Below are 24,111 nucleotides of genomic sequence, written 5' to 3' on the forward strand. Positions count from 1 at the left end.
CAAGGGAAGAGCCGGGCACCGAACGCCGTGTATTCGTCGCTGTATCGCCATCATCACTGTGAACGTGCCCGAGGAGAAGACGTGGACGCCCGATTGAATGCTTTTCTTGAACGCGCCGATGCTGTTTTGGCCCGTATCGAGCCGCTGCTGCCCGCACCTCGGCAAACCATCGACTGGAGCCAATGCCTGGCCGCGCGCTGGCAACGTGAAGGGCGCAGTGGTTTTCTGTTGCCCCTGCACGTCAGCCTCGACATGCGCCTGTCCGACCTGATCGGTGTCGACCGGCAACTGGAACAGTTGGGGCGAAATACCCAACAGTTTATCGACGGTATGCCGGCCAATCACGCCTTGCTCTGGGGCTCGCGCGGCACCGGTAAATCGTCACTGGTGCGTGCCTTGCTCGCCGAGCACGCCAACGCCGGTTTGCGCCTGATCGAAATTGAGCGCGATCACCTGGCGGACCTGCCGCGAGTGGTCGAGCAAATCGGCAAGCTGCCGCAGCGCTTCGTGTTGTTCTGCGATGACTTGTCGTTCGAGTCGGGCGAGGGCGACTATCGCGTACTCAAGAGCGTGCTCGATGGCTCCCTTGAGCAGGCACCGGATAACGTTCTGCTTTACGCCACCTCCAACCGTCGTCACCTGGTGCCGGAAAAGGAAAGCGATAACGAAAACTGGAAACGGGTCGATGGCGAACTGCACCCCAGCGAGGCGGTGGAAGACAAGATCGCGCTGTCGGACCGCTTCGGTTTGTGGCTGTCGTTTTATCCGTTTACTCAGGAACATTTCCTCAACGTTGTCGAACACTGGATCGGTCAACTGGCCGATAAAGCCGGACTTGAGTGGCAGCGAAACGAAGAGCTGGACATCCTCGCGGTGCGTTGGGCCACGGGCCGAGGCAATCGCAATGGCCGTTGCGCCTATCAATTTGCCCGCTATTGGGTCGGGCTCAAGCTGTTGGAGCACAAAGCATGATTGATTTACAGAAGAGCGGCCAAGGCCTGGAGGGTTACGGCATGTTGTGGGCGCAGCTGGAATCGTTGCTGGCGGACGAGCGTGATTTTATCGCCAATGCTGCACAGTTCTCGGCATTCCTGTTCAACCAACTCGATGATCTGAACTGGGCCGGTTTCTACCTCAATCGCAACGAAGAGTTGGTGCTGGGGCCGTTTCAGGGGCAGATCGCCTGTGTCCGCATACCTTTTGGCAGGGGCGTGTGCGGTACGGCAGCGGCCACCTTGCAGACTCAATTGGTTGAAGACGTGCACGCATTTCCCGGGCATATCGCGTGCGACAGCGCATCGAACAGCGAACTGGTTGTTCCGTTGGTCAAGGACGGTCGTTTGATCGGTGTGCTGGACCTCGACAGCCCGAAACTGGCGCGTTTTACTGCTGAGGATCAGGCCGGTATCGAGCGGCTGGCAGCGATTTTCCTGCGCCTCACCGATTGCTGATCATGCACTCAAGCCTGCCTTGACCAGCAGGCTTGACCGGTCAACAGCGTCAATCTGCTGAGGATCGAGGAATCGTTCTGCGTACTGCAAATAAATGTGTGCGTTGATGAACAGCCCGAACAATTGCGGGTCGATGTGGGCGTCACGGCACATGTTGGCCATGATGCCCAAGGCCTCACTCAAGGTTTTGGCTTTTTTGTAGGGACGATCGGCAGCCGTCAGTGCTTCGAAAATATCGGCAATCGCCATCATGCGCGCCGGCAGGCTCATTTCTTCGCGCTTCAACTGTTTGGGGTAACCGGTACCGTCCATTTTCTCGTGATGGCCGCCGGCGATTTCCGCAACGTTGTTGAGATGCTCGGGAAAGGGCAGGCGGCTGAGCATCAGGATCGTCTGCACCATGTGGTGATTGATGATGTAACGCTCTTCGCGAGTCAGCGTGCCTCGGGCAATGCTCAGGTTATAGAGCTCGCCCCGGTTGTATTTGTAGTGTGGTACATCGAGCTTGAACCCCCACGGATTGTCAGCCGGGATCAATTCGCTTTCGGCACGTTCGAACAGGTGCTCGGGTCTATCTGCCAGCAACGGCTCGCTGACGGGCAGCGTCGGCGCCGGCGTTCGTTCCTGGCGGCGGTTCTCTTCCCATGAAACGCCAAGCCGATCATCCAGGGTTCGGGTCCAGGTGCGTTGAGCAATGTCGCGCAAGCGTTGCAGGTCAGCTTCGGCCATGGCTTCGCCGCCCAGATTGCAGCGGGCAATGAACAGGAAATCATCGTCCAGTCCCGCCAGAACGGCGTTGCGCAATTCGGCCAGGTGATGCTCGTCACCCCCTTGGGCAATGGCCTGCCAATAATTGATCCAGGCATCGCGCTTGAGCACTTCGAAACGCATGCGGACTTCGTGGATGCGGTCGTTCAGGGTTTCAAGTTTGGTGGCTTTGTCGACAACATACTCAGGGGTGGTGACCTTGCCGCAGTCGTGCAGCCACGCCGCGATGTGCAGGGCTTCCCACTCATCTTCCGTAGGCTGATAATCGCTGAAGGCCGGCTCCTGACTGGCGGCGGCAGCCTGAGCGAGCATCAGCGTCAACTCCGGCACCCGCTGACAATGCCCACCGGTGTAAGGACTTTTGGCATCGATCGCCCCAGCCAGCAGTTGTATGAACGAGTCCAGCAACTGTTTCTGTCTGGCTTGCAGCCGGTGGCTTTCGATACTCACCGCCGCCGCACCTGACACCGCCTGGAGAAACGCAATGCGGTCCGGGCGAAGCTTTTCCAGGTCATTTTGTGTACCGCTGTCGGCCAGCAAGAGGATCAGCAGGCCCACGGTTTCGTTATGCCGGTTGTGCAATCGGATACCGATCAAATGAACCCGAGGACTTTCCAGCGCAAGCATCACCTTTTGCAGATCGGCGGCGTTTTCAAAGCTCAGACTGGTGACGACATTGTCGGCGTTCGACAACTGCTGCATCCACTGAGGGCTCTGCGGGTTCTGGAGTTCGTAGCCTTGAATCCCGAACGCAGGTAGTGCCTGGGAAGTGTCGGTGATCACCAGACCATGAGGCTCCATGCGGTCGCCATCCTGTTCGCGCAGGTAAATCAGGCCCGCCTGGGCCTGCCCGATTTTCACGGTTTCGAACAACACCCGTTGCAGTAACGGTGCGAAACGGGTCTCGGCGCTCAGGCTGTCGGTGATCTGGAAAAAGCTCGCCAGGGTGTCCTTCATGCGTGCCATCGACACACTCAGTTGGTCGACTTCCAGCACGGGTGAGCGTCGACTGACAGGAAAGTTGAAATTGAAGCTGCGGATCGCATCGGCTTCCTGCACCAATGCGCGCAGGGGATTGACCAGAACTCTGGAGGTGAGCCACCCCAGCGGCAGGCACAACAGCAACGTTGCCAGAGTAATCAGTGCGCCTTGCCAGCGCATGCGATAGGCATCGACGAGCAATTCATCTTCCGGCACCAACAGCGCCAGCTGCAATCCTTCAGGCCCGCCTTCCTTCATGCTGCTGCGGGCCACAATCCATTGGCGGCCCGCGGCGTCCAGGCGATTGCCTTCGGGCGGACGGGCGAGCAGGGCACCGAGTGCCGGATTCAAATCGGCTGCCTTGATTAAGCGTACGGTCTGGTCGTCGACGATCAGCCTGCTGCTGTCGGGATAGGCAATGGCATTACCCTCGCCATCGAACAGCACGATTTCTGTGTGCGGGGTTACCACATGTTTGGCCAGCGTCGCCGACAGTTCGGCGAGGGTGAGGTCGGCGCCCATAACTGCGTTCGCACCGCTGCGCCGGGCCAGGGTGGTGCCAACATCGTGAGTGGAGAAAAACACATAGGGTTCGGTGGTGATCTGGTTCTCATCGCTGCGAGCGCTGCTAAACCAGGCGCGTGTGCGCGGATCGAAGGTTTCGTCGGGGTTATCGTGGTGGTTGATGAGGATCAGGTTCTCATCAAAAAACAAAGATTGGGATCGCACCTTTCCACCTCCGGCCGGGTGTTCGATGCTCCAGACTTGATAGGCCGCCGTTTCCGGGGCATTGGTGAGTGCTTTCACGGCCGGGATGCGCAGAGGACGCACCATGAAAAAATCGCCATTGCTGTAACCCAGATACAGCGAGGCCAGGTTGGGATTGTCTTTGAGCGACTGGCTAAAGGGTTTCAGCAGCGCGAGCCGTTGCTCCAGCGCCGACGCTTCAGTCGCCGGGTTGTCCACCAGCAAGCTCAACAGGTGGCGGATCGGTTCATAGGTGCCTTGCAGATCCAGCCGGACATCCTGTTCGATCCGGTTGAAGAGTTTTTCGCTGCTGGACAGGATGATCTGCGTGGTTTGCCGGTAATTGAAAATGCCCAATACCATGCCTGTTAGTAGCAGGAGTAGGGTAAACATCACGCTGATATGGACGTGTAACGAAAATCGGCGTTGACCGGAGCGCAGTGAGCTTGGCATTACGGGTCTCTCCATGAGGTTAAACACACTGCTCTACGCTCAAGCATAGTTAATGCTCCATCGTTCTGCTTTTTTCGTTATGCCCTATTTGTTGTTGCAAGGCTTGCTCCAGTTCGAGCATGGCGCGCTCGATGGCTTTAGTGCAGTCGGCTACGGTTTCGGGGTGGAACACTTCATGGCAGGCGATTTCGAGCGCTTCACAGCTGTCGATCAAGCGACATGCGTGGACTATTCGGGCTGCGCCCTTGATTTTGTGAGCGACGTCGAGAAAAGACTGACGGTCTTTGCATTGGGACAGCGCCCGCAATTGCTCACGGTCCAGACGATTGCTGTTCAGCAGTTCGGATAACAAGCGGTGATCCAGCTTCGGGTTACCGCCGGTCAGCAGTTGCAGCCCTTCGAGGCTGAACGCCGGGTCGCGGGCGATTGGCTTGATGCGTTCAATCCACTGCCTCAAGGCCGTCAAGCTGAGGGGCTTGAACAGGCAGTCGTCCATCCCGGCCTGTTTGCACCGTTGTATTTCTTCCGGCTGTGCATTGGCGGTAAAACCCAGCAGGGTGCAGACCGCAGGCGCCTGCTGCTGTTCGTATTGACGAATTAGCCGGGCCAGTTCGTAGCCGTTCATGATCGGCATGTTGCAATCAATAATGACCAGATCGAACAGTCCGTGTTTCCACGCCGCGAATCCGGCCTCGCCCTCTGCTGCTGCGCTGTAGTGGTGCCCCAAAAACTCCAGTTGCTGGCACATCAGCAAACGATTGGCCGGGTGATCGTCGACTACCAGAACGTTCAACGGGGTCGAGGTAGGTTGAAGTGGCGCTTCGACGGTTTTCGGCATCAACTCTGGCGGCAATGTCGCCAGATGCAGCGAAATTTCGACTTGAGTGCCTTCACCGGGCTGGCTACACAATTGCAGGCTGCCGCCCATCATCTCGCACAGTGTGCGACTGATCACCAGGCCCAGCCCGGCGCCCCCTCGGGCCGACTGCGCGCTATGGGTCGCCTGAGCGAATGGTTCGAACAAACGCTGTTGATCCTCCTCGCTGATCCCCATTCCGCTGTCCTTGACCAGGACGCGCAGCACGACCCGCTCGGGCTCGTCAGTGGCCTGTAACTCAACCACAATCAGGACCTGACCCTGTTCGGTAAACTTGATAGCGTTGCTGACCAGATTGGACAACACTTGCTTGAAGCGCATCGGGTCTAACAGGACATCGGTTGGCGGATGTGCCGGACTGAAGTCGAGCAACAGGCGCAGGTTTTTCTGCCGGGCGAGCCCGTCGAAGATTCTGACCACCGAGGCCACCGTTTCACCGAGGTTGACGCGCTCCGGGTTCAGGCTCAGATGCCCGGATTCGATGCGGGCGATATCGAGAATGTCCCCGATCAGTTCCAGCAGGTCTTTCGCCGAGTTGTAGGCGACGTCGATGGCGGGGCGGTCCGGATGAGCCTGCTCGATACGTTTGAGGGTCAGTTCCAGCATGCCGATGATTGCATTCATCGGGGTGCGGATTTCATGGCTCATGGTTGCCAGAAAAGTGCTTTTGGCTCTGTTCGCTTCATCGGCGCGTTCCTTGGCCGCTCGAAGGTCATCGAACAGTTGTCGCCGCTCGCTGATGTCAATCCAGCCACCAATGATGCCCTGCACTTCACCGCTCGAGTCGCGGTAAGGCAGAATCCAGTGATAAATCGTCAGCTGGCGACTACCGATTTGCAGGGTGCGGTCGAGAATCAACGGTGTGCCTTCGCTCACGACGCGCTGATAGTCAGCCTGATACTCCCGCGCCTCGAATGCATTGCTCAAGTTGCCTTGAATGACGCTTTTGCCGATCACGTCTTCGTATTTTGCGCTGAAGGCCTCCAGGTAACTGTCGTTGCAGCTTTGCAGCAAACCCTGGCGGTCTCGCACATAGATCGGATGGGGTGTGCCATTGACCAGTGAACGCATGAACTCAAGTTGATCATTCAGCGCGAGTTGGGCCGCCTGACGCTGTTTTATCTGACGGCGCATGTAGGCGTTCCAGGCAACAGAAATCAGCAGTAGCACACCAACACCGATCACCACTTGATAGAACACCCGGTGATAGTTGCGCCAGGTGTTTTGAGGAGTGGACGAGTATCCGCGCCAGCGGCTGTTGATAATGCCCAGCTCTTGCGGGGTAATGCTCAGCAACGCCTTGTCGAGGATGGCGCTCAGTTCTTTGGCATCACGCCCTGTTGCCAGAGAGAACGCAGCCTGCTGCGTGCCAAGGGTTGAGCTGATCTGAAGGGGCTGCTCGAAGATTCTGGATGAGATGAAGTAGTTGGCGATCACCAGCGAGTTTACGGCGCCTTCAGCCTGACCCTCTGCAACTGACTGCACGGCACTGAAAGTGTCCGGGGTTTCGATCAGATTGACCTGCGGGAACTCGCGACGCAGGTAATCCACCATCGGATTACCTTGGGCAATCGTCAGACGCTTGCCCGAAAACTGTGTGAGGTCGGTCGGGCTGTCGGCCACTTTGCGCGTCAGCAGGACAAAGGAGTTTTCCAGGTAGGGGCGGCTGAAGTTCAGCAGCGTTTCACGTTGTGCGCTGGGCAGCAGGGCGGCAATCAAGTCGACCTGATGATGACGGATTCGCTCGATCATCTCGTCATCGTTCCGGCTGCGATGGATTTCGAAGCGCAAGCCAGTGCGCAACCTGATCAATTCGAGCAGGTCGGCGGTAACACCTCGAAAGTTGCCTTCATCGTCGAAAAACGTCAGCGGCGCAAACACTTCATTGACCACCACGCGAACCACTGGATGGTGCGTTAGCCAGCGTTCTTCGCGACCGGTGAGTTGCAGCTTGTGATCCGTGAGCAGGATGTCACTGCCTGCACTCCAGCGTTTGGCTATGTTTTCTCGCTCGCTGGTCGGAATGGCATTCAGTATCGCGTTGATGACCCCAAGTAGTTCCGGGTTGTTTTGGTGCACGGCAAAACTGAATCCGTGGACTTCATGTTTACCGAAGTTGGCCATCCGGACGTTATTCAGGTAACCCTTGTTAATCAGGTAATGGGTTGAAATGGTGTCACCGAGAAAGACATCAGCCTGGTCGAACGCGACAGCGTTGATTGCATTCTGATAAGACGGGAAGGTTGAGATAATTGCCTTTGGATACAGGGATTTGACTTCTTCCATCGGTAAGTAGTGGTACACCATGCTCAACCGCAAGCCGGCAAGGCCATCGGTCAGGGATCGGGTTTCTCCTTCTCGTGTCACCAGAACCGGCTGGTCCGCGGCGTAAGGTGTGGAAAGCACAATGTCGGCGTTGCGTGCCTCAAATCCATTGGCACTGCCAAGCATATCGACCTCACCGTTTTCCAGCGCCTCGATCGCGTTTTCTCGGGACGCGTAGCGCTGAACCTTGACGGGCAGGCCGGTAACCTTGCCAATGATGCCCGCGTAATCGGCCGTGAAACCTTCATAGTCGCTGCCGCTGTTGGTCAGGTCGAAGGGCGGGTAATCGGGGGCTGAAGTGCCCAGAGTCAGTTCACGTTTGTTGTTGAGCCATTGCCGTTGTGATTTATCCAGTTGGACTTCCATGTGACCGACCATTGAGCGACTGAGCAGGGTGTAATGCTCGCTGGCGGAGTGTGTCGCAGACACTGAAGTGCTCAGGCATAGGCCTGCAGTTATCAGTATTAGATAATCCTTTATACGACTGGGCATCCGGGCTCTCACACTAAGGCGTTGCGTTTTGCCATATCGATAAGTTCAACCAGTGATTTGGCTTTGAGTTTTTGCATCAAGCGCTTTTTATAGGTGCTGACTGTCTTGTTGCTGAGGAACATACCCTTGGCAATTTCCTTGTTGGTACGGCCTTGTGCAAACAGTTGCAACACCATCAACTCCCGGTCGTTGACTGCCTTGAAGAGCTCCAGGTCGGCGTATCGCGTGTCATCGCTACGGACAGGGTTCAACGCCTGGCTGGGGAAATAGTTGTAGCCTGAAAGCACCGCCTTGATTGCGCTCACCAGTTCACTGAGGTCTTCCTGTTTGCATACATAGCCCGACGCCCCCGACTGCATGCAGCGAATACCGAACAGCGTCGGGCACTGAGCCGTTAAAACCAGGGTCTTTAACGGGGTACACATGGCGTTGAAACGGGAGAGTACTTCCAGTCCGTCCAGTTTGGGAATGCTGATGTCGAGAATGACCAGGTCCGGCATGCATTCGCGAACCATCTGCATGGCGTCGACCCCATTATCAGTTTCTCCGACGACTTTATAACCCTCATGTTCGAGCAACATTCGGACGGCAAGACGGATAACGGGGTGATCGTCGACAATAAAAACGGAGTTCATAATCAGATCCCATGCGAGCTCAAATAAAGCGCGCACCATAGCTCAGATAGTTGAGGGGGGGCATGAACCGACAGGCAGATAGCAGTGATATAGGAGAATTCCTACAGCCGAAGAGGAATCGGACTACGGTGCAACTAGGTTTTGAATGAGGATCAATAAAAGTGTTGTATTAAGTGGTGGGGTGATCGCAGTGGTTAATTTAATAATTTTGTTTATATACTAAGTGTATTTTTAGTGCTGGGTTTTATAGATAAGCCTCGGTCAACAGATTTCTAAAGTCTGATTGTTTCAAGGGTTTTATCAAGTAGCCCAGCAGGGGCAGGTTGTGTTCCTCGGCCGTTTTTTTTAGTTGGTCCAGTTCACCGGGTGTCAGGCTACTTAGTAGTATCGCCTGCTTGATCATTCCGCGGCGGCTGGCGAGTTCGATCAAGTCAAGGCCAGTGAGGTCGGGCAGACATTGATCACACAGGAGAATGTCAAAGGGATGCGAAGACTCACGCATCCGGTGCAAAGCGCTCTCGGCACTGTCCGTAGCGGTGAGTTGAGTGAAGCCATAACTCTCAAGCAGGCATTGGGTCGCTTTAAGCTGAAAGGGATGATCTTCCACCAGCAAGATTCGGCAATTATGGTTGAACCTGACATTTTTCATGCTTGATCTGTCGATCAGAATGGAAGGTGATTATTGCGTGAGCAGAGAGAGCAATCGATCAGTCGGCTCTGCACAAGGTGTAGGGCAATTCTGTTGGTGCTGAAGTGCGAATGAACATCGACCCGCTCCTCAGACGATCTGAACCGCGGGTCGAGGGGCATTCATCCGCGGCTTGAACGACCAGTCATTTCCAGGGCCATTTCACTGGCATAGCTGTCGGTCATGCCGGCGATGAAGTCGATCATGCGCAGGAATGAAGTGTGCAAAGGACCGCGAGGATCGGGCGCATTGTTGCCCAACAGGTCGAGGATGCGGCGACTTTTGAACGATGGTGTCCGACCGTTGTGTTGTTCCAGTGCCGCCCCGCAGAAAGCGTTCAGAAGAATTTCCAGCGTGGTGTAGGCGCCGATTTCATGCAGTGTCTTGCGTTTGTCCTGAAAGATTTTTTTTCTGGCCATGTCTTTGGCGTTCAAGACACAGCGCTTGGCCGGGCCATGCATGTGCTCCACCAAATCGCCGGGTAGCGTGCCGGCCAGCAGGGCGTCCTGTTGTTCGACGAAGGCGCGAGCAGCGGCATTGGTCAGGTGTTCGATGGCTTTTCCTCGCAGAATCGCCAATTTGCGTCGACGCGAATCCAGTGGTCCCAGTTGGCGATAGGTTTGCGGAAGATCGTCGCCCACAAGGTTAAGCAGCAAAGACTCAACTTCGGCGTACTCCAGCAACTCCATTTCCAGGCCGTCTTCCAGGTCGATCAGCGCGTAGCAAATGTCATCGGCGGCTTCCATCAGATACACCAATGGATGGCGTGCCCAGCGCTGCTCCTCGAGCTGTGGCAGGCCGAGTTTATGGGCGATCTGCTCCAGCAACGGCAGTTCGCTCTGATAACACCCGAACTTGTGCTTCTTGTAGCCCAGTGAGTCGGCATGTTTCGCCGTCCAGGGATACTTCAGATACGTACCCAATGTGGCGTACGTCAACCGAGTGCCCCCGTCGAACTGATGGTATTCAAGCTGAGTGAGCACGCGAAAGCCTTGGGCGTTGCCTTCGAAGTTCAGGAAGTCATTGCGTTCAATTTCGCTCATGTCGTCCAGCCAGCCACGGCCTGCGGCCTGCTGGAACCAGTGACGGATGGCGTCTTCGCCGGAGTGACCGAAGGGTGGATTGCCGATGTCATGGGCCAGGCAGGCCGATTGCACCACCATCCCCAGATCACTTGGATCACACCAGTCGGGCAGGGCGCTGCGAATGGTTTCACCAACACGCATGCCCAATGAGCGACCGACACAGCTGACTTCCAGCGAGTGAGTCAGGCGCGTGTGGATGTGATCGTTGCTGGTGACTGGATGGACTTGGGTCTTGCGTCCCAGTCGACGAAAAGCACCCGAGAAAATAATGCGGTCATGGTCTTTATGGAAAGGACTGCGACCGAGCTCTTCCGGGCTGTGCAGAGGTTTTCCGAGGCGTTCGCGGGTAAGCAAGGTTTGCCAATCCAAGGCTGGTCTCTCCGTCAGGTGACTGATCCCTAAGCCTAGAGCCCGGCGGCGTCGCTGTCGATGAGCAGCAGTCGCTCACCACTGTTGAAAAAAGCCCGGTAGCTAGGCAGGACTTGTTTTTGGATTCACTGGGTCACTGGGTAGGCACACAGGATTGAACCTCTCGAAAAAGAGGTTCATCCCGGTGGTGTGGCATGAATGCAACCAAAGAGTGGCTATTTAGTCTTTGCGCGAATTGCTTTGCAGGACCAGCTTTATCAAGGGCCCGAGGCTGGTCCCTAGACGAATCAGGCGAGTCAGGCTGCTGACGCCGCCGTTCCTGGCACTTTTTCCGCTCAAAAACCCCAGCAAGGTAACCGCCGCCACGCCCCAGAGCGGGGCATGCTTGATGCCAAAACTGCTCTGGAGGTCTTGCGACATCCCGCGTATCCGCTGTAAGGGCAGCAGCAGTTCCCTGGATTCATGGCGAATTTCCTGACGGTGCATTTCCATGCGCAGGCGAATCAATGCCTTGCGCATTTCCGTGCGCGAGCTGTTGTGCGGCAATTCAGGTAGGCTCATGGCAGCAGGCGCTCCCGATCATTGGCCAATTCTTCCAGGGTGCCATGGAAGGGCGAGGATTCATCGAAGATCGCCGCTTTCAAGCGGAAAGCACAGAATATCGAGGCAAGGGCATAGAACACGCAGAGCCCGATAATGGCGGGCAGGCGATAGGTGTCCCAAAACACAATCAACACCAGTCCCGACAACCCCACCAACAGCAGCAATGCAAAGACCAGCGCCAGGCCTGCAAATAACAGCAGGCTTACGGTGCGCGCTTTTTGTTCCTGCAACTCGATGCCAAACAGTTCGACATGGCTGTGCAACAGTCCGAGAAAAGCGGCCCCCAGGCGCCGCGTTGAAGTGCTAGTGCCCGTCGCAGACGAGCTGGATTCGCCGATAGACATATCAGCGCCGAGAAGCCAGCAGGCCAATGAGGAAGCCTACCCCGGCGGCAATCCCGACCGATTGCCATGGATTGGCCTGAACGTAATCCTCGGTAGCGGTGACGGCGGCCTGACCGCGCTCACGTAACGAGTCTTCGGTCAGCTTCAAGGTTTCCCGGGCACGCAACAGGCTGTCATGGATCTGGTTGCGCAGCTCATCAGCCTGATCGCCGGCCAGGGTGGCGGTGTGCTCCAGCAACCGTTCAGTGTCGCTGACCAGTGTTTGAAAATCGGTCATCAGGATTTCTTGAGCAGTCTTTGCCTTGATGCTGGCCATGGGTGGATCTCCGTAGTGGCTTCTGATGGGTTCGAGTATGAGCCTTGCGTGAAGGTTCAGTACAAATGACTGGTACAACTTTTGCTGTGTCGTGGTGCGTTTGCCGGCACCGCTGCGCTGTTGCCGGGCGTGACTTCAGGAAAACCTCGACTCACACAATAAAATCTCGCGCGAAGATTTCGCTGTTTTGCGCCAAAACGGTTCATGGGGATCAACGATTCGATCCTGATAAGCCGCAACTTGGTGCGTACATCGTCTGCGCGAACTGCTTTGGTGCTTTTTCAGTCTTAAGGTCTGCCAATCCATGGAAAATCTGCAAAGTGCAGTGGACAGTCTGGTCCACAGCTCCAACACACTGTTCATCCTGATAGGTGCAGTCATGGTATTGGCCATGCACGCCGGTTTCGCTTTTCTTGAGGTTGGCACGGTTCGGCAAAAGAACCAGGTTAATGCCCTGTCGAAGATTCTCAGCGACTTCGCCATTTCGACCTTGGCCTACTTCTTTATAGGCTATTGGATTTCCTATGGAGTCACCTTTCTGCAACCGGCGGCGGTGATCAACGCGGACCATGGTTACGGACTGGTGAAATTCTTTTTTTTGCTGACCTTCGCCGCGGCCATTCCGGCGATCATTTCCGGTGGCATCGCCGAACGAGCAAGATTTGTCCCGCAGTTGTGCGCGACCGCGCTGATCGTGGCGTTCATCTATCCCTTTTTCGAAGGGATGATCTGGAATGGCAATTATGGTTTGCAAGCGTGGTTGCTGGCCCGATTTGGGGCCAGCTTCCATGATTTTGCAGGTTCCGTAGTGGTCCATGCCATGGGTGGCTGGTTGGCACTCGCGGCGGTATTGTTGCTCGGGCCACGGCAAGGGCGTTATCGCGACGGTCGCCTGGTCGCGTTTGCACCGTCGAGCATTCCCTTTCTCGCGTTGGGCTCGTGGATTCTGATAGTTGGCTGGTTTGGCTTCAACGTCATGAGCGCCCAGACTTTGCAAGGCGTGAGCGGATTGGTGGCGGTGAACTCGCTGATGGCCATGGTCGGCGGAACCATGGCGGCACTGATCGTAGGGCGCAATGACCCAGGTTTTCTGCACAACGGCCCACTGGCCGGACTTGTGGCCATCTGCGCCGGTTCCGACCTGGTGCACCCAGTGGGCGCACTGGTGACCGGCGCCGTCGCCGGAGCACTTTTTGTCTGGTGCTTTACCGCGGCGCAGGGCAAATGGCATATCGACGATGTGCTGGGTGTGTGGCCTTTGCACGGCCTGTGTGGCGTGTGGGGCGGAATCGCTTGCGGGATTTTTGGCCAGACGGCCTTGGGCGGTTTGGGCGGGGTTAGTCTGATCAGCCAGTTGATCGGCACTTCTCTGGGGGTGGTTGTGGCGCTGGCGGGTGGTTTTGCAGTGTATGGAGCGATCAAGGCATTTCATGGGCTGCGCTTGAGTCAGGAAGAGGAGTATTACGGCGCGGACTTGTCGGTACACAAGATCGGCGCTGTCAGTCAGGACTGAATCACTTCTCTGCATCTTCGGCTCCGGGATAAAAATCGTGCAACATCTGGTAGCGATCATGTCGTATCTGGTCTGCCCGCTCCTGTACTTGATGGGCGGGTAGTCCCAGCATGATCAGTGCATGGGAAGCGAGCATCAGGCTGGACTCCAGCAGTTCCGGCACGACTTCGCTGGCGCCAGCCTCTTTCAATTCGGTTAACTGACTGTCGTCCCGGGTGCGGACCAGAATCGGCACACCCGAATTGACCCTGCGTGCCTCCTTGAGTATCTCCAGCGCGATGTCGGTCTGGTCCACAGCGATCACCAACAATTTGGCGCGGGCCAGTCCTACGGCAGCCAGTAACTCGCCTCGACGCGAGTCTCCGTAATGCACGCAGCTTTCGCTGGCGGCCGCTTCCTCGACCCTTACCGAATCGTGGTCCAGTGCAATGTAAGGTTGCTGCTGTTGGCGCAGGCAGCGCCCGATGGATTGACCAACGCGCCCGTAACCACAGATGACGACGTGCTTGTCGAGGTCCGCGTTAAGCGCGCTGATTTCTTCAAGTTGTGTTTCCTTGTTGGACTTGCGGTGCAGGCCCTTTGCGATAGACGGAGCTGCACGCAGCATCAGTGGGGTGACCAGCATCGAACAAAACGTAGCGGCGAGCATCAGGCCGCCGAGTTGCGCGGGTATCAGATCGCTTTGTTGCATCTGCGCCATCAGTGCAAAGCAGAACTCACCCCCCTGGGCCAGTGCCAGGCCGCTACGCCAGGCGGTTTCGCCATCGCTGCCACGCCATTTGACCAGCAGCGCCACCACGGTGCCCTTGATCAATAGCAATCCTAGCGTCAGGCCGAGGATCAGCAGGGCGTGGCTGGCGAATAAACTCAAATCGATCAGCATGCCGATGCTGACGAAGAACACCCCGAGCAGAATGTCGCGAAATGGGCGTATATCGGCCTCGACCTGATGCCGGTAATGACTTTCGCCCAGGAGCATGCCGGCGAGAAAAGCGCCCAAGGCGGGGGAGAGACCCAGTAAGTGAGTCAACCAGGCCGTCAGTAGAACAATCACCAGCGCCAGCAGTACGAACAGTTCGGCAGAACGGGCGGCGGCGACTTCATGGAACAACCTGGGCAACAGCCAGCGGCTGACCAGCAGCAGACCGATAAACAACACCACGGTCTTGACCAGCGTCAGGGGCAGAGCCCAATACCAGGCCTGATCGCTACTGCCAGCGAACACGGGCACCAGGGTCAACAGCAATACAGCCACCACGTCCTGGAACAGCAGTACGGCGATGGCATTCTGGCCATGACTGCTGAAAATCTCACCCAGGCTGGTCAGTTCCTTGCTGACAATGGCGGTGGACGACAGCGCCAGTCCCGCGCCCAGTAACAGCGCGGCGGTCACCGGCATCCCGAACATCATCAGCAAAGCACCCAGCAGCAGCCCGCTTACAAGCACTTGTAAACTGCCAAGACCAAACACTACCCGGCGTAGTGCGATCATTTTCGTCAGGGAGAACTCAAGACCAAGCGAGAACAGCAAGAACACCACGCCTAACTCGGCAAGGTAGGGCAGCCCTTCACTTTGTTTCACCCAGTTGAAGGCGGTAGGGCCAACCATCAGCCCCACACACAGATAGCCCAGGACCGGGGGCAATCGCAGGCGCTGGAACAGCGCGATGACCACCAGTGAAGAAACGAGAATAATCAAGAGATTGGCAAACACAAAACACTCCGCTGATAGACGCTAGCTACTCAAGCGTAGAAGCAAAAAAAACGTGAGCATTGCTTAAATGGCACAAGCGACGACTGATTTGCATCAGGGTTATACCGCCCGCCCTTGCGATTCATGCTCCAGGCCCGAAGATTCAATGGCTCGACGGCTTTTCGGAGCAGGCCTAGAATGGTCACTTAATTTTTTCGGTTGAGCGCTCATGCTTCCTGAATGTCAGCTGTTTGGCACCCTTGGGTGCCACCTCTGTGAAGTGGCCGAAGCCATGCTGATGGAGTTTGTCGAACGCGGTCTACTGGTTGAGCTGATAGATATCGCTGTCGATGAAACCTGGTTCGAAGCCTACAGTCTGCGCATTCCGGTCTTGAGACGAATCGATACCGGCGCGGAACTGGGTTGGCCATTCGGTGCTGACGAGGTGGTGGCGTTCTTGCGTTAAGCGGTTTTGGCGGCGGCGATGGTTCCGTCTGTCGATCTTTGCGATTGATCCCCTTGGCTTAATTGATGCTCTTCGGATACTGTATGCGCGTACAGTTATTCGAGGTTCTGCTTGGTCGTCCCGGGTTTTCGGGTTTGCGCAGGCAGTTCCGGGCGTGAGAGGGATGTATCGTGGTCAATGTCGAACAATTGAAAAACAGCGTGAACCGGATGTCGGTCGATGTTGTGCGCGAGGCCGTCCTCGAGTTGCGTCTGGACGGTCTGGTGACGGAAGGAAAAACACCCTTCAACAAACTGCATTTCAATACCTGTTTCGCCGAAATCGAAGCATTGTTCCAGCGGGCGGGTTACCACCGGCAACTGGATGTCGTGGGCTATCAGGGGTTGTTGTACGCGCTTTACGATCCCGCTCGCTGGGAAGCCGTCGATGTGTTGCGCTGGCTCAAGGCGTTCACTGACGCGGCGGCGCGCACACAGATTCCGGCATGAGGATTCTCCGCTAGGTTCGACTCGGCCACTGTTGGATAATGCGGACCTGTATTGAGGGTCAGAACGTTCGTATGTCCACTTCATCTTTTTCCGCTGCACACAGCCAGGCCAGCACACTCTACTTGCCTCCCGGTTCGTGGCTGACCGTTATCGATTGCCTGTGCGATCACTTCAGCGCTATCGGTCGTGAACAATGGCTGGACAGGGTGGCTCGCGGTCGGGTGCTCGACGGGCATGGAATGCCGATCGCGGTCGATCTGCCTTACAAGGAAGGCCTGCGGATTCATTACTTCCGTGAGGTGCCGGACGAAAAGCCGATCCCGGTGGTCGAGTCGATCCTCTATGCCGACGAGCATCTGGTGGTCGCAGACAAGCCGCATTTTCTGCCGGTGACGCCGGCAGGCGAGTACGTGGAGCAGACGCTGCTGCGAAGGTTGATCCGTCGACTGGATAACCCACATCTGGTGCCATTGCATCGCATTGACCGGCATACGGCAGGGCTGGTGTTGTTTTCTGCCAACCCGCAGAGCCGTTCAGCGTATCAGTCGTTGTTTCCAACACGACAGATTGAAAAGCGCTACGAGGCAATTGCGGCTGCATTGCCTGAACGGGCCTTTCCATTGGTACATAAAAGCCGGCTCATCGATGGCGAACCGTTTTTCCGCATGCAGGAAGGTCCGGGTGTCAGCAACACGGAGACAGCCGTCGAGGTTCGGGAAAAGAACGGAGACCTCTGGCGATATGCGCTATACCCGGTGACGGGCAAGAAACATCAATTGCGCGTGCACATGACTGCGCTGGGCGCGAGTATCTGCAACGATCCGTTTTACCCGCAGGTGCTCAAGGACGTCGAAGATGATTACGCCAATCCAATGAAATTGCTCGCTCAGGGCTTGCGCTTTGTGGATCCGGTCACAGGCCAGGAAAGGGTGTTTGAAAGTACCATCACCTTGCAGTGGTGAAAAATACCAGTCACTAAAAAGCCCGCATCAAGCGGGCTTTGTCGCATCTGGCAGGCGCAGTAAAGATTACAACTCTTTAACGGTTCGAACCTGATCCTTGTTGATGCGAGTTTCCTTGCCATCCAGCTGTTCGAATTCGTAGAAACCCGACTTTTCATCATACGTTGGCGTGTCGATGGCCTGGATTTCGCGACCGTCATTCAAGGTGATCACAGACGGCGAGGCGCAGCCCGCCAAGGTCGCGAGGCCCACTGCAAGCATGAAAGTGGCGAGGGTCCGTTGAGTCATGAGTGTGTCTCCGAATAAGAGTTCTTTTTTGGTTGCTGAGTTTGAGACGTATACAACGCAAGCAAGTTCCTTGGCTAGGGTGATTCTGACATGGAGTGTGCGCTCAACAATTCAGGAGTATTGAGATTGGCCAGGCGAGGGTCGTTGTCAGCACATTGCAGAGCAATGGCTCCCAGTTTTCGCATGATGCGACCCGGGCTGCGTTCACCTTCATTCCATGCCGTGTCGAACGCCGCGCAGAGTGCGACAGGAATAATGCACAGCAACGGTTCCCAATGTTCGCCCTGGCGCAGCATGAGTGGTTTGTCCGGATACTGACTGGCGGTTTCGCGCATGCTGTGGAGCAGCGCGGAATTGATGCGAGGGACATCGCAGGGCAGCACCAGCAGATGAGGATGGCGGGCCGCCTTGAGGCCGGCGCGAATACCCGCCAAGGGGCCAGGGAAATCGCCTTCGTCGTCATGGACCAGGTGATCGGCGTAAGGCGCGTATTTGTCCAGGTTCCTGTTGCACGAGATGATCAGGTCATCGCTCAGATCGCGGGTCTTGCGATGCAGGTGCGCGATCAGCGGCTCGCCGTGCCATTCCAGCAAACCCTTGTCCTGACCGCCCATGCGTTGGCCACGACCACCCGCCAGAAGCAAAATGGAGCAGGGCGGCAACAGTGGGTCAGGGGGCATGGCAGGTCTCCATGGGGGGGCTGAAAAAGTGAAGCGCTGTGATATAACACCGAGCTGTTTTTCCTACAACTGGACGAGCCTATGAAAGCCAAGGCTGATGTACCTTTCGCGCCGCTAAACATCGCGGTGCTGACGGTCAGCGATACCCGAACCCTGGAAACCGATACGTCAGGCCAGGTTTTTGTCGACCGCTTGAGCGCCGCCGGTCACAACCTTGCTGCTCGGGTTTTGCTTAAAGATGATCTTTACAAAATTCGCGCGCAAGTCGCCAACTGGATTGCCGATGAGGTGGTGCAGGTGGTGCTGATCACTGGCGGTACCGGGTTCACGGGACGCGACAGCACGCCAGAGGCCGTAAGTTGCCTGCTGGACAAACAAGTTGATGGTTTTGGTGAACTGTTCCGGCAGATTTCTGTTGCCGATATCGGCACCTCGACCGTGCAGTCCCGAGCGTTGGCCGGTTTGGCCAACGGTACGCTGGTCTGTTGCTTGCCAGGTTCGACCAATGCCGTGCGTACCGGCTGGGATGGCATTCTCGGCGAACAGCTGGATTCGCGACATCGTCCCTGCAATTTCGTGGCTCACCTCAAGCAGGCGGCACCCTGTGAATCCCGCGGGTAAGCCGGGTAAAACCGGAAGCTTGATGCCTGTCGAGGTGGCGTTGGCGCGTCTGCTGGAAATGGCAGAAGCCTCACCCATCCGCGAGCGTGAACGCTTGCCGGTGGCGCAGGTTCAGGGTCGTGTGCTCGCCGATGACTTGTTTTCGACCCTCGATCTGCCACCTTGGCCGAACAGTGCCATGGACGGTTACGCCTTGCGTGTCGCTGACTGGACGGGAGAGCCGTTGGTGGTCAGTCAGAAGATATTTGCCGGTCAGGCGCCCGACCCCTTGAAGCCCGGTACCTGTGTCCGAATCTTTACCGGTGCGCCGGTGCCTGCAGGCGCCGACTGTGTCGAGATGCAGGAAAATGCCGAGGTTCAAGCGGATCAGCGAGTCCGCTTCCTCGAATCCATGACCCCGGGTCAAAACATCCGACCACAAGGTCAGGAAACCACGGTTGGCGAGCTAGTCTTGCCGGCCGGCACACGACTTGGGCCTATCGAGCAGGGCTTGGCGGCATCGCTGGGATACGCTGAACTGGAGGTGATTCGCAAAGTTCGTGTTGCGGTTCTCTCAACCGGAGATGAATTGGTAGAACCGGGCCAGGCCCTGGGCCCAGGACAAATCTACAACAGCAATCGCGTGTTGCTGTGCAGTTGGTTGCAACGCTTGGGCTGTGAAGTCATAGATGCCGGTATTCTTCCTGATGATTTGGTGACCACCCGTGCCCGCCTCGGCGAATTGAAGGATGTTGATCTCATCCTCTCCACGGGAGGAGTGTCTGTAGGAGAAGCCGATTTCCTGGGCATGGCGTTGCGCGAAGAGGGCGAGCTGACGCTGTGGAAGTTGGCCATCAAACCTGGCAAGCCGCTGACATTCGGGCATTTTCGCGGCGTACCTGTGATTGGTTTGCCCGGTAACCCGGCGTCGACACTGGTCACTTTTGCGTTGTTGGCAAAGCCCTATCTCCTGCGCCGTCAAGGTGTAACAGAGGTCGAGCCGCTGAAGTTTCAAGTGCCGGCCGGTTTTGTCTGGCCAAAGCCTGGTAACCGACGAGAGTACTTGCGTGGACGCCTGGAGAATGGCCGAGCGATCATTTACAAGAATCAGAGCTCTGGCGTACTTCGCAGTGCCGCTTGGGCAGATGGCCTGGTTGAGGTGTTGGAAGATCGCACGTTGATCGAGGGTGAATATGTCGTTTTCATTCCTTTGAGTGAAGTCCTGAACTGACCTCGTTTTGCTCGTTGCCGCAAGCCCGGAACATCTGCCGGGTCTTGCGTGCATGATTAGCGCCTAACGAACCAGAAGTGTCACGACCTGGTCAAAGCGGCTATTGGCAACCCAGCCCAGCAGCCCGAGGACTACCGCGGTTCCACCCGCCGAGTAGGCCAGTCTGTGCTTGATGGATTTGACATCATTGCGCACTTCATCCATGTCTCGTCGGATGTATTTCAGATGGGTCTCCAGTTCAATGACGCGAGGTTCCATATCAACTCCTGTAGCGGGTTTTGCGTTGTTGTTGAATTCAGCCTGATGATTGGCGCGACTTTCTGCGAACGGCGTTACCGGGTTGAGCGACAACTTGATGTCATGAGTTTGCATGGAGAAAACCGCTCCTTGCATCAATGCCGCTTGGGTGGCCGAAATTCGTAATGCGTGCGTTTTTTGTAGCCCTTGAACGGGGTTTGCTCATTGCTTGCACATCCCTGTGTCTTTGCTGTTGATGACAGATAACCGCTGACATCAAGGTGTACCAATCGCCCCGGTCGGTCAATTGAGCCGATTCCTCACATATCGTAAGAAAACTTCCCGCCCTGTAGGACCGTAAACCTGCACGCCTCGAAAAACCTCAACGCCTTGCGACCTTTATAGGGGGCAGTGAGGTCAACATCTCCTGAATGAATTCCAATCAGGAGCTACAACAATGAGTGAGCGCAAGGCGCTGTTGATTCTGCATGGCAAGCAGGCACTCAATGAGGAGGTCCGCTCAGCCGTTGAGGGTAAGCGCAAGCAGGGCTGGGAACTGGCCGTCCGACTGACCTGGGAGGCGGGGGACGCGCAGCGGTGGGTGGAGGAAGCGCTGAGGGCAGGTTATACGCATCTGATTGCCGGTGGCGGCGATGGCACGTTGCGCGATATTGCCGAGGCCTTGGCGGCGTACCCGAATCGGGCCAGCCTGGTCTTGATGCCATTGGGCACCGCCAACGATTTTGCTCGCGCTGCTGGCGTGCCTCTGGCGCCGGCTCTGGCACTGGAGCTTCTGGATGTTGCCCCGCATCCTGTCGATCTGGGAGAAGTGGGCGGGCAAGTTTTTCTTAACATGGCCACAGGCGGTTTCGGCAGTCAAGTCACGGCCAATACGTCAGAAGACCTGAAGAAAGTCCTGGGCGGTGCCGCCTATCTGTTTACCGGTCTTTCACGCTTCAGCGAGTTGCACGCGGCTTTTGGCGAATTGCAGGGGCCGGACTTTTATTGGCGCGGCGAGCTACTGGCCCTCGGTATCGGCAACGGTCGGCAGGCGGGAGGTGGGCATGTGCTATGTCCGCAGGCGCTGGTTGACGATGGTCTGCTGGACATCAGCATTTTACCGGCCCCTCAGGAAGTGGTCGGAACCTTGAAAAACCTGCTTGCCGATGGTTTTGGCATCGACAACATGTTTGTGCGCGCCCGTTTACCCTGGGTCGAGATCAAGGTCTCGGAAGGTCTGCACATTAACCTTGATGGCGAACCTCTGGAGGGCGATAGCCTGCGTTTTTCTGCGCGTGCCGCGGCATTGCTTGTGCATTTGCCGGAGAACTCACCGCTGTTGAGTGCATCGCTATCGGTTAATCATCCAGACTGATGATCTGTTCGCGTACGGCAAACAGGACCAGACCAGCCACGTCGTAGATCTGCAGGCGTTTCATGATCTGCGAGCGGTGGGTTTCAACAGTCTTGATGCTGAGGTCCAGGCCATTGGCGATTTCCCGGGTGGATTTTCCGCGAACAATCAGTCGCAGGATTTCCAGTTGGCGTGCCGTCAGGTTATGTGTGTCGGGCAATTGCGGCTGCTGTTTCTGGTTGCGGATCAACGCTTGATTGATGACTGTGTGGGCGATGGCAGGGCTCAAGTAGCGTTCGTTATTGCGCAAGGCATTCAGGGCATGTTCCAGCTCGGTGGCCGTGGTGTCTTTGAGTAAATAACCATGAGCGCCGGACTCAAGCGCTTGCATGATGAGTGCTGGATCGGTGTGCATCGACAGGATCAGCACCTTGCTTTGCGGGCGCACCCGCTTGAGTCGCTGCATGGCTTCAAGGCCGCCGGTCACCTTCATGGAGATATCCAGCAAAATAATGTCAGGTGAAAGCTTCTCGACCATCTCGAGTAACTGCGAGCCATCATCGGCCTCGCCAACGACTGCGTAGCCGGGAATATCCAGCACCAGGGCGCGCACGCCTGCCCTGATAAGCGAGTGGTCATCTACCAGAAGCAAGTTACAAGTCAATGTAAAACCTTATTCGTACTGGCCCGTTCGAGCGCACGGGGCGCCCAGGGGAAGAGTGCTTCGATTTGAGTGCCTTTGCCCGGCTCGCTGGTCACGGCCAAGGTCCCGCCCAACTGATCAATCCGTTCCTGCATCCCGGCCATCCCCCGCTGTCCTTCTCGACTGGGGTCGACCGCAGGTGCGAAACCCAGCCCGTCGTCGCTGATCGACAGTGCCAGACCTTGGGGCGTACGTTGCAGGCGGACCAGCAGATTTTTCGCTTCAGCGTGACGCAGAATATTGGTCACTGCTTCCTGGGTAATTCGAAACGCTGCCACCGCCATTTCCTCCGGTATACCGGTCAAGCGTTGATGGCATTCCAGGCTCCAGTGCATTGATGTATTGGCCAGGGTTTTGAGCAGATGCGCACGCAGACTGGCTTCCAGTCCGAGGCTCGCCAATTGCCTGGGATTAAGGATGGCCGAGACGTCACGTACTTTGGTCAGGGTTTCTTCCAGTGTGTCGCAGAGCACTGAGCACTGGCCTTGCATTTCTTCAGGCATCCGACGTTTGAGCCATGCACTTTGAAGTTTTGCGGCTGTCAGCAACTGGCCAATATCGTCGTGCAATTCTCTGCTTAGACGATGACGTTCATTTTCCTGAACTTCCAACAGTCGGTCCGCCAGCTCCTGCGGCTCAAATTTTATCGACGTGCTCGAGAGGCGATGTTGCACCCAGACGCAGGCCAACGCTGCGATATTGAGCACTAGCACGCTCAGCGGAAGGGGGGCGGACAGAGAGAAGACCAATAGGCTGCCAAGGGCCGAACAGGTGCACAGCAACAACGTGAAACGTCGCGCGTTTTTCTGGGAAGGTGACCAGAGGATGACTGGCTTGAGGCTGGCGTACATAGCGGATGGAGCCAATGAATGTTCGCTGCGGGCAGACCGGCCATAGGGCTGACGGGTCTCTGTCTGAAAATCTATAGTGGCTCGTCTTGAGCAGAGTGCAGTTTTATCGGGCTGCTCTCAGTTGATGTCACCTGGCCATTAATTGGCGTCAACGAATGGTCGGCATAATACCACTTAAGATACCGTTGGTCGCGCTCGGTATATTTGCCCATACCATCAGGAATAGGCCGGTCAAACGCAAGTTCCACAATGGAAAATGTTTAACGGAAGGGGGCGATTAATCGCGAACTGTCGCTGGCGGGTATGAAATATTCAATTGCGACATGAGCACATTCGGTTATAGAGCGTCACTCGGCCAACAAGACAAGATTGTCTGACTATTTCAAGCTTGCCGTTCCGAATAGGAAACGAGCGTAAACGGTTTGGAATTCGCGGGTAATTGAAATGGACTGAGTCCGACCTGGAACGCAAAGGCTTCGATCAAAGAAGTTTGCTCAGTGTCGTCCAGGCTGAGTTGACCGGTGGTTTGATCGATGAGTTCGAGCTGCCAGGCCATCAACGTGAAGCATTCCTTCAGTGCCCCCAGTGCTTGATCGTGCAGGTCAATCCGGTGGTGTGTGTGGTTCAGCAAACCATGAATATGCAGAGAAAACACGGACACGGCTTCCAGTGCCAAGGCATCGGCCCGGCTCGCCAATTTGAGCAGACTGCTGAGCATGCAATCGATTGCGTCCTTGTCATTGCTGATCAATTGCAGGTGGCTCAGGCACTCCTCCGATTTGGCCAGAAGGGTTTCTGCCTCGACAAGAAACTCCGGTAGACGCTGAGCCCACTGCTTGGGTTTGTTCGGCATGCTTACCTCCACAACGTCATGTCAAATGAGGGAATGTCGCGTATGTCGATGAGGACGT

At 56.4% G+C, this 24,111-nt stretch carries 24 protein-coding genes; 9 read left to right on the plus strand and 15 right to left on the minus strand.

Translation table 11 applies throughout. The features are described from left to right. The first annotated feature begins 81 nt into the window (after nt 1–81). Together AC3ISI_RS08150 and AC3ISI_RS08155 are read left to right on the plus strand one after the other, a co-directional pair. Entirely contained in the window at nt 82–972 is an 891-nt protein-coding gene (locus AC3ISI_RS08150; RefSeq protein ID WP_489337664.1) for an ATP-binding protein, read from the plus strand. After that, the gene (locus AC3ISI_RS08155) at nt 969–1,451 is read left to right on the plus strand and encodes a GAF domain-containing protein (RefSeq protein ID WP_489336312.1); all 483 of its coding nucleotides are present in this window, start codon (nt 969–971) and stop codon (nt 1,449–1,451) included. Before AC3ISI_RS08150 ends, AC3ISI_RS08155 begins: the two co-directional genes overlap by 4 nt. Here the strand turns inward: AC3ISI_RS08155 and AC3ISI_RS08160 are convergent, their stop codons facing one another. From AC3ISI_RS08160 to AC3ISI_RS08195, 8 genes are all read right to left on the minus strand, one after another. Beyond that, nucleotides 1,452–4,400 (minus strand): HD domain-containing phosphohydrolase, encoded by a 2,949-nt coding sequence (locus AC3ISI_RS08160; protein WP_489336313.1) that lies wholly within the window; start codon nt 4,398–4,400, stop codon nt 1,452–1,454. 49 nt (nt 4,401–4,449) lie between these two features. Then, nucleotides 4,450–8,094, minus strand: coding sequence for a transporter substrate-binding domain-containing protein (locus AC3ISI_RS08165; protein ID WP_489336314.1), 3,645 nt, complete (start codon nt 8,092–8,094; stop codon nt 4,450–4,452). Nucleotides 8,095–8,102: 8 nt separating this feature from the next. Next, nucleotides 8,103–8,729 carry a response regulator transcription factor gene (locus AC3ISI_RS08170; RefSeq protein WP_223519226.1) on the minus strand — a complete coding sequence of 209 codons (627 nt, stop codon included), beginning with the start codon at nt 8,727–8,729 and terminating at the stop codon, nt 8,103–8,105. A 244-nt stretch (nt 8,730–8,973) separates the two neighbouring features. After that, nucleotides 8,974–9,378: a response regulator gene (locus AC3ISI_RS08175; RefSeq protein ID WP_489336316.1), complete on the minus strand. Its 405-nt coding sequence runs from the start codon at nt 9,376–9,378 to the stop codon at nt 8,974–8,976. A gap of 161 nt (nt 9,379–9,539) precedes the next feature. Next, nucleotides 9,540–10,871 carry a deoxyguanosinetriphosphate triphosphohydrolase gene (locus tag AC3ISI_RS08180; protein ID WP_489336317.1) on the minus strand — a complete coding sequence of 444 codons (1,332 nt, stop codon included), beginning with the start codon at nt 10,869–10,871 and terminating at the stop codon, nt 9,540–9,542. Between the two features lie 219 nt (nt 10,872–11,090). Further along, complete coding sequence (locus AC3ISI_RS08185) at nt 11,091–11,432, minus strand: hypothetical protein (protein ID WP_489336318.1); 342 nt, start codon at nt 11,430–11,432, stop codon at nt 11,091–11,093. After that, nucleotides 11,429–11,818 (minus strand): phage holin family protein, encoded by a 390-nt coding sequence (locus tag AC3ISI_RS08190; RefSeq protein ID WP_489336319.1) that lies wholly within the window; start codon nt 11,816–11,818, stop codon nt 11,429–11,431. The genes AC3ISI_RS08185 and AC3ISI_RS08190 overlap by 4 nt, the downstream gene beginning before the upstream one ends. A gap of 1 nt (nt 11,819) precedes the next feature. Further along, entirely contained in the window at nt 11,820–12,134 is a 315-nt protein-coding gene (locus tag AC3ISI_RS08195) for an ElaB/YgaM/YqjD family protein (RefSeq protein ID WP_489336320.1), read from the minus strand. Nucleotides 12,135–12,438: 304 nt separating this feature from the next. Here AC3ISI_RS08195 and AC3ISI_RS08200 point away from each other — a divergent pair, with 304 nt between their 5' ends. Further along, nucleotides 12,439–13,647 carry an ammonium transporter gene (locus AC3ISI_RS08200; protein ID WP_489336321.1) on the plus strand — a complete coding sequence of 403 codons (1,209 nt, stop codon included), beginning with the start codon at nt 12,439–12,441 and terminating at the stop codon, nt 13,645–13,647. A gap of 1 nt (nt 13,648) precedes the next feature. On the opposite strand, the gene AC3ISI_RS08205 is transcribed toward AC3ISI_RS08200, so the two are convergent. Then, nucleotides 13,649–15,361, minus strand: coding sequence for a cation:proton antiporter (locus tag AC3ISI_RS08205; protein ID WP_489336323.1), 1,713 nt, complete (start codon nt 15,359–15,361; stop codon nt 13,649–13,651). A gap of 208 nt (nt 15,362–15,569) precedes the next feature. On the opposite strand from AC3ISI_RS08205, the gene AC3ISI_RS08210 reads away from it, so the two are divergent. The 3 genes from AC3ISI_RS08210 to AC3ISI_RS08220 all read left to right on the plus strand — a co-directional run bounded on the left by AC3ISI_RS08210 (nt 15,570) and on the right by AC3ISI_RS08220 (nt 17,256). Then, entirely contained in the window at nt 15,570–15,806 is a 237-nt protein-coding gene (locus AC3ISI_RS08210; protein WP_489336324.1) for a glutaredoxin family protein, read from the plus strand. A 170-nt stretch (nt 15,807–15,976) separates the two neighbouring features. Next, entirely contained in the window at nt 15,977–16,294 is a 318-nt protein-coding gene (locus tag AC3ISI_RS08215; protein WP_489336325.1) for a transcriptional regulator, read from the plus strand. Between the two features lie 71 nt (nt 16,295–16,365). After that, nucleotides 16,366–17,256 (plus strand): pseudouridine synthase, encoded by an 891-nt coding sequence (locus AC3ISI_RS08220; protein ID WP_489336327.1) that lies wholly within the window; start codon nt 16,366–16,368, stop codon nt 17,254–17,256. 66 nt (nt 17,257–17,322) lie between these two features. On the opposite strand, the gene AC3ISI_RS08225 is transcribed toward AC3ISI_RS08220, so the two are convergent. Together AC3ISI_RS08225 and mobA are read right to left on the minus strand one after the other, a co-directional pair. Then, the gene (locus tag AC3ISI_RS08225) at nt 17,323–17,544 is read right to left on the minus strand and encodes a YgdI/YgdR family lipoprotein (RefSeq protein ID WP_489336328.1); all 222 of its coding nucleotides are present in this window, start codon (nt 17,542–17,544) and stop codon (nt 17,323–17,325) included. Nucleotides 17,545–17,618: 74 nt separating this feature from the next. After that, nucleotides 17,619–18,224, minus strand: a complete 606-nt coding sequence (gene mobA / locus AC3ISI_RS08230) for a molybdenum cofactor guanylyltransferase MobA (RefSeq protein ID WP_489336329.1) — start codon at nt 18,222–18,224, stop codon at nt 17,619–17,621. An 81-nt stretch (nt 18,225–18,305) separates the two neighbouring features. Between mobA and moaB the strand changes: the two genes are divergently transcribed. Further along, on the plus strand, nt 18,306–18,845 hold the full coding sequence (gene moaB, locus AC3ISI_RS08235) for a molybdenum cofactor biosynthesis protein B (protein ID WP_489336330.1): 540 nt from the start codon (nt 18,306–18,308) through the stop codon (nt 18,843–18,845). Between the two features lie 22 nt (nt 18,846–18,867). After that, nucleotides 18,868–20,055: a molybdopterin molybdotransferase MoeA gene (locus AC3ISI_RS08240; protein ID WP_489336332.1), complete on the plus strand. Its 1,188-nt coding sequence runs from the start codon at nt 18,868–18,870 to the stop codon at nt 20,053–20,055. 63 nt (nt 20,056–20,118) lie between these two features. On the opposite strand, the gene AC3ISI_RS08245 is transcribed toward AC3ISI_RS08240, so the two are convergent. Beyond that, nucleotides 20,119–20,427: a hypothetical protein gene (locus tag AC3ISI_RS08245; RefSeq protein WP_489336334.1), complete on the minus strand. Its 309-nt coding sequence runs from the start codon at nt 20,425–20,427 to the stop codon at nt 20,119–20,121. Nucleotides 20,428–20,749: 322 nt separating this feature from the next. Between AC3ISI_RS08245 and yegS the strand changes: the two genes are divergently transcribed. Next, complete coding sequence (gene yegS / locus AC3ISI_RS08250) at nt 20,750–21,667, plus strand: lipid kinase YegS (RefSeq protein ID WP_489336335.1); 918 nt, start codon at nt 20,750–20,752, stop codon at nt 21,665–21,667. Here yegS and AC3ISI_RS08255 read toward each other — a convergent pair. The 3 genes from AC3ISI_RS08255 to AC3ISI_RS08265 form a co-directional block, all read right to left on the minus strand. Then, on the minus strand, nt 21,651–22,310 hold the full coding sequence (locus AC3ISI_RS08255; protein ID WP_489336336.1) for a response regulator: 660 nt from the start codon (nt 22,308–22,310) through the stop codon (nt 21,651–21,653). The two genes, yegS and AC3ISI_RS08255, sit on opposite strands and share 17 nt — an antisense overlap. Then, nucleotides 22,307–23,200 carry a sensor histidine kinase gene (locus tag AC3ISI_RS08260; RefSeq protein WP_489337666.1) on the minus strand — a complete coding sequence of 298 codons (894 nt, stop codon included), beginning with the start codon at nt 23,198–23,200 and terminating at the stop codon, nt 22,307–22,309. The genes AC3ISI_RS08255 and AC3ISI_RS08260 overlap by 4 nt, the downstream gene beginning before the upstream one ends. Before the next feature lie 382 nt (nt 23,201–23,582). Further along, nucleotides 23,583–24,053 carry a hypothetical protein gene (locus tag AC3ISI_RS08265; RefSeq protein WP_489336338.1) on the minus strand — a complete coding sequence of 157 codons (471 nt, stop codon included), beginning with the start codon at nt 24,051–24,053 and terminating at the stop codon, nt 23,583–23,585. Nucleotides 24,054–24,111 lie beyond the last annotated feature (58 nt).

It is taken from the genome of Pseudomonas sp. GL_139_B (assembly GCF_057834475.1).

Excerpts from the sequence above, each read along its gene's own strand:
- AC3ISI_RS08155 (WP_489336312.1), top strand. The coding sequence starts at position 969 with ATGATTGATTTACAGAAGAGCGGCCAAGGCCTGGAGGGTTACGGCATG.
- AC3ISI_RS08160 (WP_489336313.1), bottom strand. The coding sequence starts at position 4,400 with ATGCCAAGCTCACTGCGCTCCGGTCAACGCCGATTTTCGTTACACGTC.
- AC3ISI_RS08165 (WP_489336314.1), bottom strand. The coding sequence starts at position 8,094 with ATGCCCAGTCGTATAAAGGATTATCTAATACTGATAACTGCAGGCCTA.
- AC3ISI_RS08170 (WP_223519226.1), bottom strand. The coding sequence starts at position 8,729 with ATGAACTCCGTTTTTATTGTCGACGATCACCCCGTTATCCGTCTTGCC.
- AC3ISI_RS08175 (WP_489336316.1), bottom strand. The coding sequence starts at position 9,378 with ATGAAAAATGTCAGGTTCAACCATAATTGCCGAATCTTGCTGGTGGAA.
- AC3ISI_RS08185 (WP_489336318.1), bottom strand. The coding sequence starts at position 11,432 with ATGAGCCTACCTGAATTGCCGCACAACAGCTCGCGCACGGAAATGCGC.
- AC3ISI_RS08190 (WP_489336319.1), bottom strand. The coding sequence starts at position 11,818 with ATGTCTATCGGCGAATCCAGCTCGTCTGCGACGGGCACTAGCACTTCA.
- AC3ISI_RS08195 (WP_489336320.1), bottom strand. The coding sequence starts at position 12,134 with ATGGCCAGCATCAAGGCAAAGACTGCTCAAGAAATCCTGATGACCGAT.
- AC3ISI_RS08200 (WP_489336321.1), top strand. The coding sequence starts at position 12,439 with ATGGAAAATCTGCAAAGTGCAGTGGACAGTCTGGTCCACAGCTCCAAC.
- AC3ISI_RS08210 (WP_489336324.1), top strand. The coding sequence starts at position 15,570 with ATGCTTCCTGAATGTCAGCTGTTTGGCACCCTTGGGTGCCACCTCTGT.
- AC3ISI_RS08220 (WP_489336327.1), top strand. The coding sequence starts at position 16,366 with ATGTCCACTTCATCTTTTTCCGCTGCACACAGCCAGGCCAGCACACTC.
- AC3ISI_RS08225 (WP_489336328.1), bottom strand. The coding sequence starts at position 17,544 with ATGACTCAACGGACCCTCGCCACTTTCATGCTTGCAGTGGGCCTCGCG.
- mobA (WP_489336329.1), bottom strand. The coding sequence starts at position 18,224 with ATGCCCCCTGACCCACTGTTGCCGCCCTGCTCCATTTTGCTTCTGGCG.
- moaB (WP_489336330.1), top strand. The coding sequence starts at position 18,306 with ATGAAAGCCAAGGCTGATGTACCTTTCGCGCCGCTAAACATCGCGGTG.
- AC3ISI_RS08240 (WP_489336332.1), top strand. The coding sequence starts at position 18,868 with ATGCCTGTCGAGGTGGCGTTGGCGCGTCTGCTGGAAATGGCAGAAGCC.
- AC3ISI_RS08245 (WP_489336334.1), bottom strand. The coding sequence starts at position 20,427 with ATGCAAACTCATGACATCAAGTTGTCGCTCAACCCGGTAACGCCGTTC.
- yegS (WP_489336335.1), top strand. The coding sequence starts at position 20,750 with ATGAGTGAGCGCAAGGCGCTGTTGATTCTGCATGGCAAGCAGGCACTC.
- AC3ISI_RS08260 (WP_489337666.1), bottom strand. The coding sequence starts at position 23,200 with ATGTACGCCAGCCTCAAGCCAGTCATCCTCTGGTCACCTTCCCAGAAA.
- AC3ISI_RS08265 (WP_489336338.1), bottom strand. The coding sequence starts at position 24,053 with ATGCCGAACAAACCCAAGCAGTGGGCTCAGCGTCTACCGGAGTTTCTT.